Annotated in this window: 10 protein-coding genes and 2 pseudogenes; 6 read left to right on the forward strand and 6 right to left on the reverse strand. The window is 74.7% G+C overall.

The features are described from left to right. Window positions 1–32 precede the first annotated feature (32 nt). Both BLR33_RS19580 and BLR33_RS19585 read left to right on the forward strand, forming a co-directional pair. Window positions 33–1,556, forward strand: coding sequence for an MFS transporter (locus tag BLR33_RS19580; protein ID WP_093785811.1), 1,524 nt, complete (start codon window positions 33–35; stop codon window positions 1,554–1,556). A gap of 176 nt (window positions 1,557–1,732) precedes the next feature. Continuing rightward, complete coding sequence (locus tag BLR33_RS19585) at window positions 1,733–2,152, forward strand: DUF6332 family protein (RefSeq protein WP_093785812.1); 420 nt, start codon at window positions 1,733–1,735, stop codon at window positions 2,150–2,152. Here BLR33_RS19585 and BLR33_RS19590 read toward each other — a convergent pair. The 3 genes and pseudogenes from BLR33_RS19590 to BLR33_RS19600 all read right to left on the reverse strand — a co-directional run. Further along, on the reverse strand, window positions 2,113–2,778 hold the full coding sequence (locus tag BLR33_RS19590) for a response regulator transcription factor (protein ID WP_093785813.1): 666 nt from the start codon (window positions 2,776–2,778) through the stop codon (window positions 2,113–2,115). The genes BLR33_RS19585 and BLR33_RS19590 overlap by 40 nt on opposite strands. Next, complete coding sequence (locus tag BLR33_RS19595; RefSeq protein ID WP_093785814.1) at window positions 2,775–4,115, reverse strand: sensor histidine kinase; 1,341 nt, start codon at window positions 4,113–4,115, stop codon at window positions 2,775–2,777. The genes BLR33_RS19590 and BLR33_RS19595 overlap by 4 nt, the downstream gene beginning before the upstream one ends. A gap of 256 nt (window positions 4,116–4,371) precedes the next feature. Beyond that, a pseudogene (locus tag BLR33_RS19600) lies at window positions 4,372–5,058 on the reverse strand (TetR/AcrR family transcriptional regulator); the annotation flags it as partial. 138 nt (window positions 5,059–5,196) lie between these two features. On the opposite strand from BLR33_RS19600, the gene BLR33_RS19605 reads away from it, so the two are divergent. Beyond that, a complete protein-coding gene (locus BLR33_RS19605) occupies window positions 5,197–5,661 on the forward strand; it encodes a nitroreductase/quinone reductase family protein (protein WP_093785816.1) in 465 nt (154 codons plus the stop codon). Window positions 5,662–5,710: 49 nt separating this feature from the next. On the opposite strand, the gene BLR33_RS19610 is transcribed toward BLR33_RS19605, so the two are convergent. After that, window positions 5,711–6,952, reverse strand: coding sequence for a geranylgeranyl reductase family protein (locus BLR33_RS19610; RefSeq protein ID WP_245771516.1), 1,242 nt, complete (start codon window positions 6,950–6,952; stop codon window positions 5,711–5,713). A gap of 141 nt (window positions 6,953–7,093) precedes the next feature. On the opposite strand from BLR33_RS19610, the gene BLR33_RS19615 reads away from it, so the two are divergent. Continuing rightward, the gene (locus BLR33_RS19615; protein WP_093785818.1) at window positions 7,094–8,467 is read left to right on the forward strand and encodes a dipeptidase; all 1,374 of its coding nucleotides are present in this window, start codon (window positions 7,094–7,096) and stop codon (window positions 8,465–8,467) included. 104 nt (window positions 8,468–8,571) lie between these two features. Here the strand turns inward: BLR33_RS19615 and BLR33_RS19620 are convergent, their stop codons facing one another. Together BLR33_RS19620 and BLR33_RS19625 are read right to left on the reverse strand one after the other, a co-directional pair. Beyond that, window positions 8,572–9,600: an NUDIX hydrolase gene (locus tag BLR33_RS19620; protein WP_093785819.1), complete on the reverse strand. Its 1,029-nt coding sequence runs from the start codon at window positions 9,598–9,600 to the stop codon at window positions 8,572–8,574. A 157-nt stretch (window positions 9,601–9,757) separates the two neighbouring features. Continuing rightward, window positions 9,758–10,609 carry a DUF2797 domain-containing protein gene (locus BLR33_RS19625; protein ID WP_245771517.1) on the reverse strand — a complete coding sequence of 284 codons (852 nt, stop codon included), beginning with the start codon at window positions 10,607–10,609 and terminating at the stop codon, window positions 9,758–9,760. A gap of 262 nt (window positions 10,610–10,871) precedes the next feature. Between BLR33_RS19625 and BLR33_RS19630 the strand changes: the two genes are divergently transcribed. Beyond that, window positions 10,872–11,198 carry an SHOCT domain-containing protein gene (locus BLR33_RS19630; protein WP_093785821.1) on the forward strand — a complete coding sequence of 109 codons (327 nt, stop codon included), beginning with the start codon at window positions 10,872–10,874 and terminating at the stop codon, window positions 11,196–11,198. 62 nt (window positions 11,199–11,260) lie between these two features. After that, window positions 11,261–11,983 (forward strand): annotated as a pseudogene (locus tag BLR33_RS19635) (ABC transporter ATP-binding protein); the annotation flags it as partial. Window positions 11,984–12,055: the final 72 nt, after the last annotated feature.

The raw sequence follows: 12,055 nt of genomic DNA on the forward strand, positions 1-12,055 counted from the left end.
CATCTAATGTATGCGCATGTAGTCTCTCCCGCATGACCTCTCCGTCGTCCCCGACCTCATCCGCTCCGGGAGCCGCTCGGTGGAGCGCTCTGCAGTGGGGCACCCTGCTCGTGCTCTGCGCCGCGCTCTTCCTCGACGCCCTCGACGTCTCCATGGTGGGCGTCGCGCTCCCCTCGATCGGCCGCGACCTGGACCTGTCCACGTCCTCGCTCCAATGGGTCGTCAGCGGCTACATCCTCGGCTACGGCGGCCTGCTGCTCCTGGGCGGACGCGCGGCCGACCTGCTCGGCAGGCGCCGCGTCTTCCTGACCGCACTCGCCGTCTTCGCGGTGGCCTCCCTGCTCGGCGGCCTCGTCGACTCCGGCGACCTGCTCATCGCCACCCGCTTCGTCAAGGGCCTCAGCGCCGCCTTCACCGCCCCCGCGGGCCTGTCCATCATCACCACGACCTTCGCCGAGGGCCCGGTGCGCAACCGCGCCCTGACCATCTACTCCAGCTGCGGCGCCACCGGCTTCTCCATGGGCCTGGTGCTCTCCGGCTTCCTCACCGAGGCCGGCTGGCGCTGGACGATGCTGCTGCCCGCCCCGGTCGCCCTGGTGGCCCTGGTGGCCGGCCTCAAGCTCATCCCGCGGACCCCGCGCGAGAAGACCGAGGGGCGCGGCTACGACCTGCCGGGCGCGGTCACCGGCACCGGGGCGATGCTGCTCCTGGTGTTCACCGTGGTCTCCGCGGGCAGCGCCGGATGGGCCTCGGCCCGCACCCTCGGGTCCTTCGCGGGCGTCGCCGCCCTGCTGGCGGCCTTCGTCGCCGTCGAGCAGCGCACCTCCCACCCGCTCATCCGCCTGGGCGTCCTGCGCTCCTCCGGCCAGGTCCGCGCCAACCTCGGGGCCGCCACCTTCTTCGGCTCCTACGTGGCCTTCCAGTTCCTGGTCACCCAGTACCTGCAGAACGTCCTCGGCTACAGCGCGATGCAGACCGCTCTCGCCTTCCTCCCCGCCGGCTCCCTGGTGGCGATCCTGTCCACCCGGATGGGGCCCGTGGTCGACCGGTTCGGCACCCCGCGGGTGATCGCCGCGGGCTTCACCTCCCTGGTGATCGGGTACCTGCTGTTCCTGCGCATCGACCTGCACCCCTCGTACGCCTCGGCGATCCTGCCCTCCATGCTGCTGCTCGGCGCCGCCTTCGCCGCGGCCTTCCCGGCCCTGAACATCCAGGCGACCAACGGCGTCAAGGACCGCGAGCAGGGCATGGTCTCCGGCCTGCTCAACACCTCCTTCCAGGTGGGCGGCGCGATCTTCCTCGCCGTGGTCACCGCGGTGGTCACCGCGCACGCCGGCGCGCACCCCGCAGACAAGCAGGCCATCCTCGACAGCTACCGGCCGGGCCTGTGGGTCGTGACCGGGATCGGCATCGCGGGGCTCCTGCTCACCGTGTCCGGGCTGCGCCGACGGCGGCCCTCCTACGGAGTGCTCGTCGCCTCCTCCGCCGGCGACCGCGCGCTGACCGAGGCCGCCCGCGAGGAGGCCGCCGACGAGCAGGTCGCGGTCCGCGACTGACGGGGGCCGGCTCCGGGACCGGGTCCGGCCCCGCGCGGCGAGGGAGCGCGCGGGGCCGGACCTTCCTCGCGTTCGCCCTGCGGAGCGCTCAACGCCCCTGGCGCGCAAGGCGTCTTGGAGAGCAGGGGAGCGCTGCGTGGCAGACTGGGCAGGGGGAGCCAGGGGGAGGTTGTTCGGTGCTCGGCAGGAGGCGGACGCAGTCCGAACGCGACGCGGCGACCGTGGAGATGGTGTTCGCCGCGGTCACTGGAGCGCTGCTCGCAGCCGCCGGGTTCATCGCCGTGATCAGCCCGGTGCTGGCCGGGGCGGTCCACGGCGCCGGCCGCAAAGGGTGCTTCGCCGGTGCCGTCGTCCTCGCCGCGGCGCTCTTCTGCGGCCGGGTCGCCATCACCCTGCGCCGATTCGAACGTCTGGGGCGGCTGCGGGGCGCCGACCCGCACGGCCCGGCGGCCGCTCCGCCCGGGCAGACGCCGTCCGATCCGTCCATTACCGCCGACCCGGTGCACGCCTCAGGAAGTGCCGCATCCTCCCGGCGAGGCGACGGGCCGTCACCCGATCAGCCCAGCCAGCCCGGCCGTACCAGCCCCGACTCGTAGGCCAGCACCACCAGTTGGGCCCGGTCCCGGGCGCCCAGCTTCACCATCGACCGGCTGACGTGGGTCTTGGCCGTCAGCGGGCTGACCACCAGGCGCCGGGCGATCTCCTCGTTCGACAACCCGATGCCGACCAGCGCCATCACCTCGCGCTCGCGGTCGGTGAGCTGCTCCAGCCCCGCCGCCGCGGCCGGCGCCTTGGAGCGGGCGGCGAATTCGGCAATCAGACGGCGGGTCACACCGGGCGAGAGCAGGGCGTCGCCGGCGACCACGGCCCGCACCGCGCGCAGCAGCTCATCGGGTTCGGTGTCCTTGACCAGGAAGCCGGACGCGCCCGAGCGGATCGCCTCGAAGACGTACTCGTCCAGCTCGAACGTCGTCAGGACCACCACTTTCACCGCTTCGAGAGCCGGGTCGGCGGTGATCGTACGGGTCGCGGCGAGGCCGTCCACCAGGGGCATCCGGATGTCCATCAGCACGGCGTCCGGGGCCAGTTCGCGTACCTTGCGGACGGCCTCGTCGCCGTCCGCGGCCTCGCCGACGACCTCGATGTCCTCCTGGGCGTCGAGCAGGGCCCGGAAGCCCGCCCGCACCAGGACCTGGTCGTCGGCCAGCAGGACACGGATCACGGGCGCTCCTCGGCGGCGGGCACCCCGTCCCGGTCGGCAGGGGTGCGGATCGGGGCGTGGGTCTGGGCGTCGCCCAGAACGGTCGACCCGGCGGAGTCGGGGGCCGTGGGCGCGCCGGCGGAGTCGCGGGCCGCACCGGCCTCGCGCGGCTCGGTGCCGTCGGGGCGGGCGGCCCGCGGCAGGACGGCCCGGATGCGGAAGCCGCCGTCCGGCCGGGTGCCGGCGTCGAGGGTGCCGCCGAGCGCGGTCGCCCGTTCGCGCATGCCGACCAGGCCGTTCCCGCCGCCGCTCTCGCCGCCCGCGACGGCCGGGCCGTCGTCGTCGACCAGCACCTCGACGCTGCCGGGTGCATAGGACAGCCGGACCCTGGCGGTGCGGGAGCCGGAGTGCCGCACGATGTTGGTCAGCGCCTCCTGCACGATGCGGAAGGCGGCCAGATCGGTGCCCGGCGGCAGGCCCGCGCGTCTGCCGTCCACGGTCACCTCGACCGCGAGGCCTGCCGCCGTGGCCTGCTGCACCAGCTCCGGCAGCCGGTCGAGGCCCGGGGCGGGGGAGCGGGGCGCCTCGCCCGGCGCACGCAGGGTGCCCAGGACCTGCCGCACCTCGCCCAGCGCCTCCTTGCTCGCCGCCTTGATGGTCGTCAGCGCCGTGCGCGCCTGCTCGGGCCGCTCGTCCATCAGCGCGAGCGCCACACCGGCCTGCACGTTGATCACCGAGATGCTGTGCGCCAGCACGTCGTGCAGCTCGCGGGCGATCCGCAGCCGCTCCTCGTCGGCCCGGCGGCGGGCCGCCTCTGCCCGCTCCCGCCGCTCCCGCTCCATTTGCTCGCGCCGCACCCGGTACAGCTCGGCGGCGGCGAGCACCGCGAGCAGCCAGGCACCGACCCCCGAGACCTGCGTCCAGGACACGCCGTGATCGCCCGAGGGGGGCAGCCAGCGGTAGAGCCAGGTGCCGACCAGGGTGTGGCCGGCGAAGACCAGGGCGGCCACGGTGAGCGCGGCCTTGCGGTGGCCGGCGGCCACCGCGCTGAAGAAGGCGACCACCAGGCTCCCGAACACCGGGCCGTAGGGGTAGCCCAGCACCGTGTAGAGCAGCGTGGCCGCGCCGATGCCCGCCGTCACGGCGACCGGGTGCCGGCGGCGCAGGAGCAGCATCGCGGGGCCGGCGAGCAGCAGGACGTACGCGAAGGGGCCGAGGTCCGCCCGGTGCGGCTGGTGGCGGGCGACGACGCTCGTGCCGACCACCTGGACCACGGCAAGCACGAGCGCGGGCACCCACATGGGGCGGGTCCCGGTCAGGCCGCGCCGCGGCGGTCCGGGCACCTGCTCGTACGTCATGCGTCCCACGCTAGACCGCGCTCGCGCGGTGGGCGTCCGCCCGGCGGGTGGCCTGCCGCTACTTCGCCGGGAGTACGCCGTGCCCGGCCCCGCCGCCGTTGCGGCGCGCGGGTTCGTCCGGGAGGTCCTCATCCAGGTCGGCGAACTCGTCCGCGGGGACGTACGCGAGCGCGACCGGACCGTCGCCTGCCGGTTCGTAGACGGCGTCGGCCGTACCGCGGCGCGCCTCGCTCGCCTTGCCGGTGCTGTCCGCGGGCAGCCCGACCTGGAGGGCCAGGGCCGCGGCAGCGTGGTCGAAGAAGGGGCCGCGGGCCTCGACCACCCCCTGGAACTGGCCGAAGACCTCGAAGCTGACGATGCCGAAGACCTGGGCCCAGGCGGCGAGGAGGGCGCTCACGACCTCGACGGGAAGGTCGGGGGCGACCTCGGCCCCGAGCCGCTCCGCGTCCGCCCGCACCGGCCCGGCCGGGGGGCGGCCGGCGGGCTGTCCGAGCACGCCTGCCGCGTGGGCCTCGCGGGTGACCGCTATCAGGGCCAGGGCGACGCGGGAAGCGGGGGCGACGGTGTCCTGCGGGGCGGCGTAGCCGGGGACGGGCGAGCCGTAGATCAGGCTGTACTCGTGCGGGTGGCCGACCGCCCAGTCCCGAGCCGCGCGGCACACCGCGACCCAGCGTTCGACTGGGCTGCCCCGCTCGGCGGCGAGGGCCTGCTCGGCGGCGGCGCCGACGGCGTCGTACGCGTCGATGATGAGCGCGGTGAGCAGGTCGTCCCGGCTGGGGAAGTAGCGGTAGAGCGCGGAGGAGACCATGCCCAGCTCGCGCGCGACCGCCCGCAGCGACAGCCGCGCCGCCCCCTCGGCGGCGAGCTGCCGTCTGGCCTCTTCCTTGATCGCTGCGGTGACCTCGGTCCTCGCCCGTTCCCTGGCTCCTCGGATGACGCTCATGGGGCCAGTGTGCCACGGAAAAAGAACGCCGCACAAGAAAGAGAGCAGTGCTCTTGATTTCCGGAGGTGAGACGTGCATGCTGTTCTCAAGACAGAGCGGTGCTCACAAAAGTGGGCGGTAGTCAACGAGGAGTCGTCATGTCCGAGCAGGCGGTGCACGTCCAGAAGCCCGGGTGGGTCACGGTCAACGTCTTCAACCGGGCGGTCGCGTGGCTGACCCGCCGCGGGATCAGCGTGTGGGGGTCCCGGATCCTCGCGGTCCGCGGGCGCAAGAGCGGGCAGTGGCGCCGCACCCCGGTCAACCTGCTCACCTTCGGGGGCGAGCGGTACCTGGTGGCCCCCCGCGGCCACGTGCAGTGGACGTACAACATGCGGGAGGCCGGCGGCGGGCGGCTGCTGCTGGGCAGGCGCGTGGAGGAGTTCACCGCGGCCGAGCTGGGCGACGACGAGAAGGTGCCCGTGCTGCGCGCCTACCTCAAGCGGTGGAAGGCGGAGGTCGGCGTCTTCTTCGGCGGGGTGGGGCCGAACTCGTCGGACGAGGAACTGCGGGCCATAGCTCCCCGCCACCCCGTTTTCCGGCTCACCTCGGGACAGGAGCGGTGAGGTGGCCGGGGCGCGCGGCGGCCGCCCGTACCGGCCGCCGCGGGGGCGGTCAGGTGCGGTCCACCGCGTCCAGCGCGCGACGGGCGATGGGGTGGGTGCGGACGAGTTCGGCGAGCGAGCGCTTGCCTCGGGCGACTCCCGCGAAGGCCCGCCAAGCGGGCGGGAAACCGGTCAGGGCCGCGTGCAGCAGACCGGGACGCCGCTCGAAGAGCGCCAGCATGCGGCGGCCGACGCCCATCTCGACACCGAGCCCGGCCTTGACTGCGAAGGCGTAGTTGAGGGCCTGGCGGCGGGCGTCCACCGCGTCGTGCGACTCGGCGATGCGCACCGCCCACTCGCCGGCCAGGCGGCCCGAGCGCAGCGCGTAGGAGATGCCCTCGCGGGTCCAGGGCTCCAGCAGGCCGGCGGCGTCGCCGCAGACCAGCACCCGGCCGCGGGAGAGAGGGGAGTCGTCGGCCCGGCACCGGGTCAGGTGGCCGGAGGAGATGCTGGGCTCGAAACCGGCGAGGCCGAGGCGGGCGATGAAGTCGTCGAGGTAGCGCTTGGTGGCACCGCCGTCGCCGCGGGCGGAGATGACACCGACGGTCAGGGAGTCCCCCTTGGGGAAGACCCAGCCGTAGCTGCCGGGCAGCGGCCCCCAGTCGATGTGCACGCGCCCCGCCCAGTCCTCGGCCACGGCGGGGGGCACGGGGATCTCCGCCTCCAGGCCGAGGTCGACCTGGTCGAGCTTCACACCGACGTGGGCCCCTATCCGGCTGGCGCTGCCGTCGGCGCCCACCACCGCGCGGGCGTAGACGATCTCCTCGCTGCCCGAGCCCGTGCCGTTCACGACGACGGCGACGGTGCGGCGGTCCGGGACGCCGGGCCCGTGCTGCTCCACCCGGGAGACGGCCGCGCCGGTGCGCACCTCGGCGCCCGCCTCGCGGGCGGCCTCGACCAGGCCGGCGTCGAACTCTGGGCGGTTGATGAGGCCGAAGAGCATCTGCCGGGAGCGCTTGGTGCGGGTCAGCCTGCCGTTGAGGCTGAAGGTGACCGCGTGCACCCGGTCCAGCAGCGGGAGTTCGTATCCGGGTGGCAGGGCGTCGCGGGAAGGGCCGATGATGCCGCCGCCGCAGGTCTTGTAGCGGGGCAGCTCGGCTTTCTCCAGCAGCAGCACCCGCCGGCCGGTCAGGGCCGCCGCGTGGGCGGCCGTCGCCCCCGCGGGCCCGGCGCCGATCACCACGACGTCCCAGACCTGCTGGGCACCCTCGCCCGGCGTGCTGCTGTCCTGCGCCGACTGCTCACCGCTCACGTCTTCTTCGCTCCCGCTCGCCACGCTCGGCTTTACTCGCTGTTCAGAGCTCTTCGGATGCATCCTATTGCGCGAAAGGACACGGACTTGCTGTGGCACCATCGGCAGCGTCCACCTCCCTACGTCCGCAAGGAGCCGTCCATGCCGTCCGTTCCGCTCTCCGAGACCGTGGCCTCGCTGATTCCCCGTGCGAGGACCGAACTGGCGGAGCTGGTGGCCTTCAGGTCGGTGGCCGACCCGCGGCAGTTCCCGAGGAGCGAGTGCGAGGGCGCCGCCGAGTGGATCGCGCGACTGCTCGGCGAGGAGGGCTTCCAGGACGTCGCCCTGCTCGACACGCCTGACGGCACCCAGTCGGTCTACGGCCTGCTGCCCGGCCCGGCGGACGCGCCGACCGTGCTGCTCTACGCCCACTACGACGTGCAGCCGCCGCTGGACGAATCGGCCTGGCTGTCGCCGCCGTTCGAACTGACCGAGCGGGACGGGCGGTGGTACGGGCGGGGCGCGGCGGATTGCAAGGGCGGCCTGCTGATGCACATCACCGCGCTGCGGGCGCTGCGCGAGGACGGCGGGGTGCCGGTGACGGTGAAGATCGTCGTGGAGGGCTCGGAGGAGCAGGGCACGGGCGGGCTGGAGCGCTATGCCGAGGCGCACCCCGAGCTGCTGGCGGCGGACACCATCGTGATCGGGGACACCGGCAACTTCCGGCTGGGCCTGCCCACGGTAACCTCGTCGCTGCGCGGGATGGTGCTGCTGGAGGTGAAGGTGGCCACGCTGCGGGGCAACCTGCACTCGGGGCAGTTCGGCGGGGCCGCGCCGGACGCGCTGGCCGCGCTGATCGCGATGCTCGCCTCACTGCGGGACGAGACGGGCGCCACGACGGTCGACGGGCTGGACGCCACCGGGGTGTGGGCCGGGCTCGCCTACGAGGAGGCGGACTTCCGGGCGGACGCCCAGGTGCTGGACGGCGTCGGGCTGGTGGGCACCGGGCAGATCGCCGACCGGCTGTGGGCGCGGCCCGCGGTGACGGTGCTGGGGATCGACGCGCCGCCGGTGGTCGGGGCCACGCCGTCGGTGCAGGCGGAGGCGGGTGCGCTGGTGAGCGTACGGGTCCCGCCGGGGTTCGACGCGATCAAGAGCGCGGAGGTGCTGGAGGCGCACCTGCGGGCGGCTGCGCCGTGGGGCGCGAAGGTGGAGGTGGCGTTGCGGGGCAGTGGGCAGCCGTTCGCGGCGGACACCGCCAGCCCGGCGTACGCGGCGATGGCCGAGGCGATGCGGGAGGCGTACGGACAGGAGATGGCGGTGGCCGGGCAGGGCGGTTCGATCCCGCTGTGCAACACGCTGGCGACCCTCTACCCGCAGGCGGAGATCCTGCTCATCGGGCTGAGCGAGCCGGAGGCGCACATCCACGCGGTGAACGAGAGCCTGTCGCCCGAGGAGTTCGAGCGGATGTCGCTGACGGAGGCGCTCTTCCTGAAGGGTTACGGGGCCGCGCAGTCCGCAGGCATGGGCGTCTGAACCGCTGAGGGGTCCGGGCGGGCCGCGGCGGACCCCGGTGAGCGGGCGCGGCTTGCGGCCGGCCCGGCAGACGGGGCGGCCGCAGCCCGTCGCGGGTGGTCGAGTCAGCGGGCGGGGTGTCCGGCCTCCAGGTTGAGGGGGCGGCCCTGCTTGCGGGCGCGCAAGGCCCACCGCAGGCGTTCGAGGCGGACCGGGGGCAGCAGATCGGCGGCCTCGTCCTCGGTGACGAACCGCCAGTCGCGCAACTCGTCGCGCGGCAACAGGAGCCGGGGGATGTCGGAGGAGGGCATGCGGCCGCCGTCGAAGAGCAGACGGAGGCCGCCGTGGCCGGGCGGGCGAGGCGGTTCCCAGTCCACGACGAGGAGTTCGAGGCCGCCGGTGAGTTCGATGCCGAGTTCCTCGGCGACCTCGCGGTGGCCGGCCCGGGCGGGGGACTCGCCGCGCTCGACGATGCCGCCGGGGAACTCCCAGCCGGGCTTGTAGGTGGGGTCCACGAGCAGGACGCGGTCGGCATCGTCGAAGAGCAGGACGCCGGCGGCCACGGTCTCGGCTCGCGGCTCGGGCGTCTGGACGATGCCGCACGCCCCGGCGCCGCGCCCGACCGCCTCGGCGACGGCCACGGCCGTCTGGCGCGGGGTCAACTCCGCGGTGTGCAGCACGAAGGCGTCGTTGTGGAGCCAGGGGAGGGCGGCGGCGTAGTCGGCGAGGTGGTCGGCCGGCGCCTGGTGGGTTGCGGTGCCGGGCTTGCTGGAGGAGTCGGTGCGGGCGGCGAGGCGCGCCCGCAGGATCGTTTCTCCGGGATCGAGCAGGACATGGCGGACATCGATGCCACGAGCGGCGAGACCGCCGAATATCTCGTCGCGGTGGTCCTGGCGCAGCAGCGTCGTGGGCGCGATGAGCACGCCGCCGACCTCGGCGAGCAGACCGGCCGCGGTCTCGACCACCAGGCGGCGCCAGATCGCGAGGTCCTGGCAGTCGCCGACCGCCTGGAGCTTCTTCTCGGGCAGCAGCCGGTGCAGGCAGCCGCCGAGCACCTCGGGCTCGTACAGGGTGCTGCCCGGCACCAGGTCGAGCATCTCCCGCGCCGCGCTGGTCTTGCCCGCGCCGAACGCGCCGTTCACCCAGATGATCACGGTGCCCCCTTCTCCGTAGACCCCTACGAATTGCCCGGAGAGTCGGGCATGGCAAACGCGCACGCTCACGCGGAGGTGCCCGAAAGCGGCGAAAACGGGGGAGTGGTGACGGTGCGTGGCGGAAGGGTTGCCCGGTGAGAGGGGGAGCGCCGGTGGGTCAGAACAGGGACTGCGGGGCGCCGGGCGCCAGGCGCAGCGGGGCCGTGGGTGGCGGCGCCGGGGTGCCGCCGGGCGGTCGCTGGAGGGGCCAGCCGGCGGTGAGGCGGGTGTCGAGGAGCAACGGGCCCTCGGGAGTGGCCAGATGGAGGTCGTGGCCGGCGACCGCGAGGACGGTGCCGGTGAGCGCGCAGCCCGAGGCGAGCGCGGTGACCTCGGCGGCGGGCGCGGCAAGCGGAGGCTGCCGGTCGAGGCCGAACACGCCGGTGAGGTCGGTGAAGGCGAAGGGGGCGAGCCGGAGCGAGGTGGGGAGGTCGGCCTGACGAGAGGTCACCTCGGCGTGGAGGGCGGCCACTTCGGCCTCGCGTTCGGCCGGCGGCGGCAGGCTGTAGCGGGCGGCGCGCTTGGCGGGGTCGCGGACCCGGTCCGGCACGCGCAGCGCAGCGCCCAGCACTGCCTCCGTACGGCGCGCCGCCATCAGCGGGCCCTTGCCGAGGAAGGCGAAGCCCACCGCGGCCTGCTCCAGCAGGCGCACCCGGCCGCGTTCGGCCGCCGTGATGCCCACCTTGAGCAGACCGGGGCCGAAGTAGGCGAGATAGACCGCGAAGGGCCGCGGGTCGTCCGCACGGGTGTCCGCCGCCACCGAGGAGGCCCGGTCCAGCGCGAGGCACCCCTCGCACTGCTCCCGCCGCACCTGCGGCGCCAGCTCGGCACCGTACGGACACGCCGACCGCCGCCCGGCCCGCCACACCCCCGTGCACCCGCGCACCGCGTCCCCACCCACCGCGAGCCCGGCCGGCTCACCGACCCGCAGCGGACTCGTCCGCCCGCCGTGCTCCGGGTGCCACCACACCCACTGCGCACCCTCCGCCCGCCACCGGACCCCACCGCACCGCCACATGCCCCCAAGCTAGATCCACCCACCGACACGCGGCGCGGTGCCGGGGCGTACGCGGCCGCCGGCGGGGCCGACGGGCGCAGCAGCGTGGACGGCACCCGGTACTCCCCGCGGAGCAGGACAGGTGCCGCTGGCCGGACGACGACGCGGGCGCCGGCCGGCGGGAGTCTCGGGGTGTCGGGAAAGGACCCGGCTCCGACCGAGGAGATGACGCGCAATGGACACCCTGGCTTGGCATGACGGCGGGCCCGGCCCGTGGATCCTGTTCGTACCGCTGGTCTGGGCGGCCGTGGTCGCCGTGGTGATCACGGCGCTGCGGCGCACCGGACTGCGGGGCCGGGGCGGCTGGGGCGGCCCGTTCGGCGCCTGGCAGCAGCGCCCGCCCGTGAGCGGGTCCGAGCACTCGCCGATGGCCGTGCTCGGCCGCCGCTTCGCCGCCGGCGAGATCGACGAGGAGGAGTACTGGCGCCGGATGTCGGTGCTGGAGGAGCACTTCGCCCGTGACCCGCGCGGCACCCGCGGCGGCAAGGGCGGTGCCGCGTGAGCGCCGCCGCCGGAGCCCCCGCGGGAGCCCCGTCCTCCGCCGCGGAGCAGCCCGGCACCGCGATGGCGGCACGCGTCGTCGGCGCCGAGAAGGTCTACGGGGCCGGCAGCGCGGCCGTGCGCGCCCTGGACGGTGTGACGGTCGGCTTCCCGGCGGGCCGGTTCACCGCGATCATGGGCCCCTCGGGCTCGGGGAAGTCCACCCTCATGCACTGCGCCGCCGGCCTGGACAGCCTGACCGCCGGCCGCGCGTACATCGGCGGCACCGAGCTGGGCCCGCTCGGCGACCGGCAGCTGACGCTGCTGCGCCGGGAGCGGATCGGCTTCGTTTTCCAATCGTTCAACCTCGTGCCCACCTTGACGGTCGCCGAGAACATCACGCTCCCGCTCGACCTCGCGGGCAGGCGGCCCGACGCGGAGTGGGTGGACGCGCTGGTGGACGTGGTCGGGCTCGGCGGGCGCCTGGCGCACCGGCCGAGCGAGCTGTCCGGCGGCCAGCAGCAACGCGTCGCCGTGGCCCGGGCGCTGGCCGGCCGCCCCGAGGTGGTATTCGCCGACGAGCCGACCGGCAACCTCGACTCCCGCTCCGGCGGCGAGGTGCTCGGCCTGCTCGGCCGGGCCGTCCACGAGATGGGCGGCACCGTGGTGATGGTCACCCACGACCCGAACGCCGCCGCGCACGCCGACGAGGTCGTCTTCCTCGCCGACGGGCGCCTGGTGGACCGCATGGCCGACCCGACCGCGAGCCGCGTGCTCGACCGGATGAAGGCGTTCGACACCCGCACGGGCCAGGCCCTGACGGGACAGGCGCGTACGGACCGGACCCGTACAGACCGAACCCGTGCCGAGCGGGCGCGC

This window comes from Actinacidiphila guanduensis (assembly GCF_900103985.1).
Classification (GTDB): Bacteria; Actinomycetota; Actinomycetes; order Streptomycetales; family Streptomycetaceae; genus Actinacidiphila; species Actinacidiphila guanduensis.

What these genes read in the sequence shown, in the direction of transcription:
- BLR33_RS19580 (WP_093785811.1), top strand. Translation starts at nt 33, where the DNA reads ATGACCTCTCCGTCGTCCCCGACCTCATCCGCTCCGGGAGCCGCTCGG.
- BLR33_RS19595 (WP_093785814.1), bottom strand. Translation starts at nt 4,115, where the DNA reads ATGACGTACGAGCAGGTGCCCGGACCGCCGCGGCGCGGCCTGACCGGG.
- BLR33_RS19605 (WP_093785816.1), top strand. Translation starts at nt 5,197, where the DNA reads ATGTCCGAGCAGGCGGTGCACGTCCAGAAGCCCGGGTGGGTCACGGTC.
- BLR33_RS19615 (WP_093785818.1), top strand. Translation starts at nt 7,094, where the DNA reads ATGCCGTCCGTTCCGCTCTCCGAGACCGTGGCCTCGCTGATTCCCCGT.
- BLR33_RS19630 (WP_093785821.1), top strand. Translation starts at nt 10,872, where the DNA reads ATGGACACCCTGGCTTGGCATGACGGCGGGCCCGGCCCGTGGATCCTG.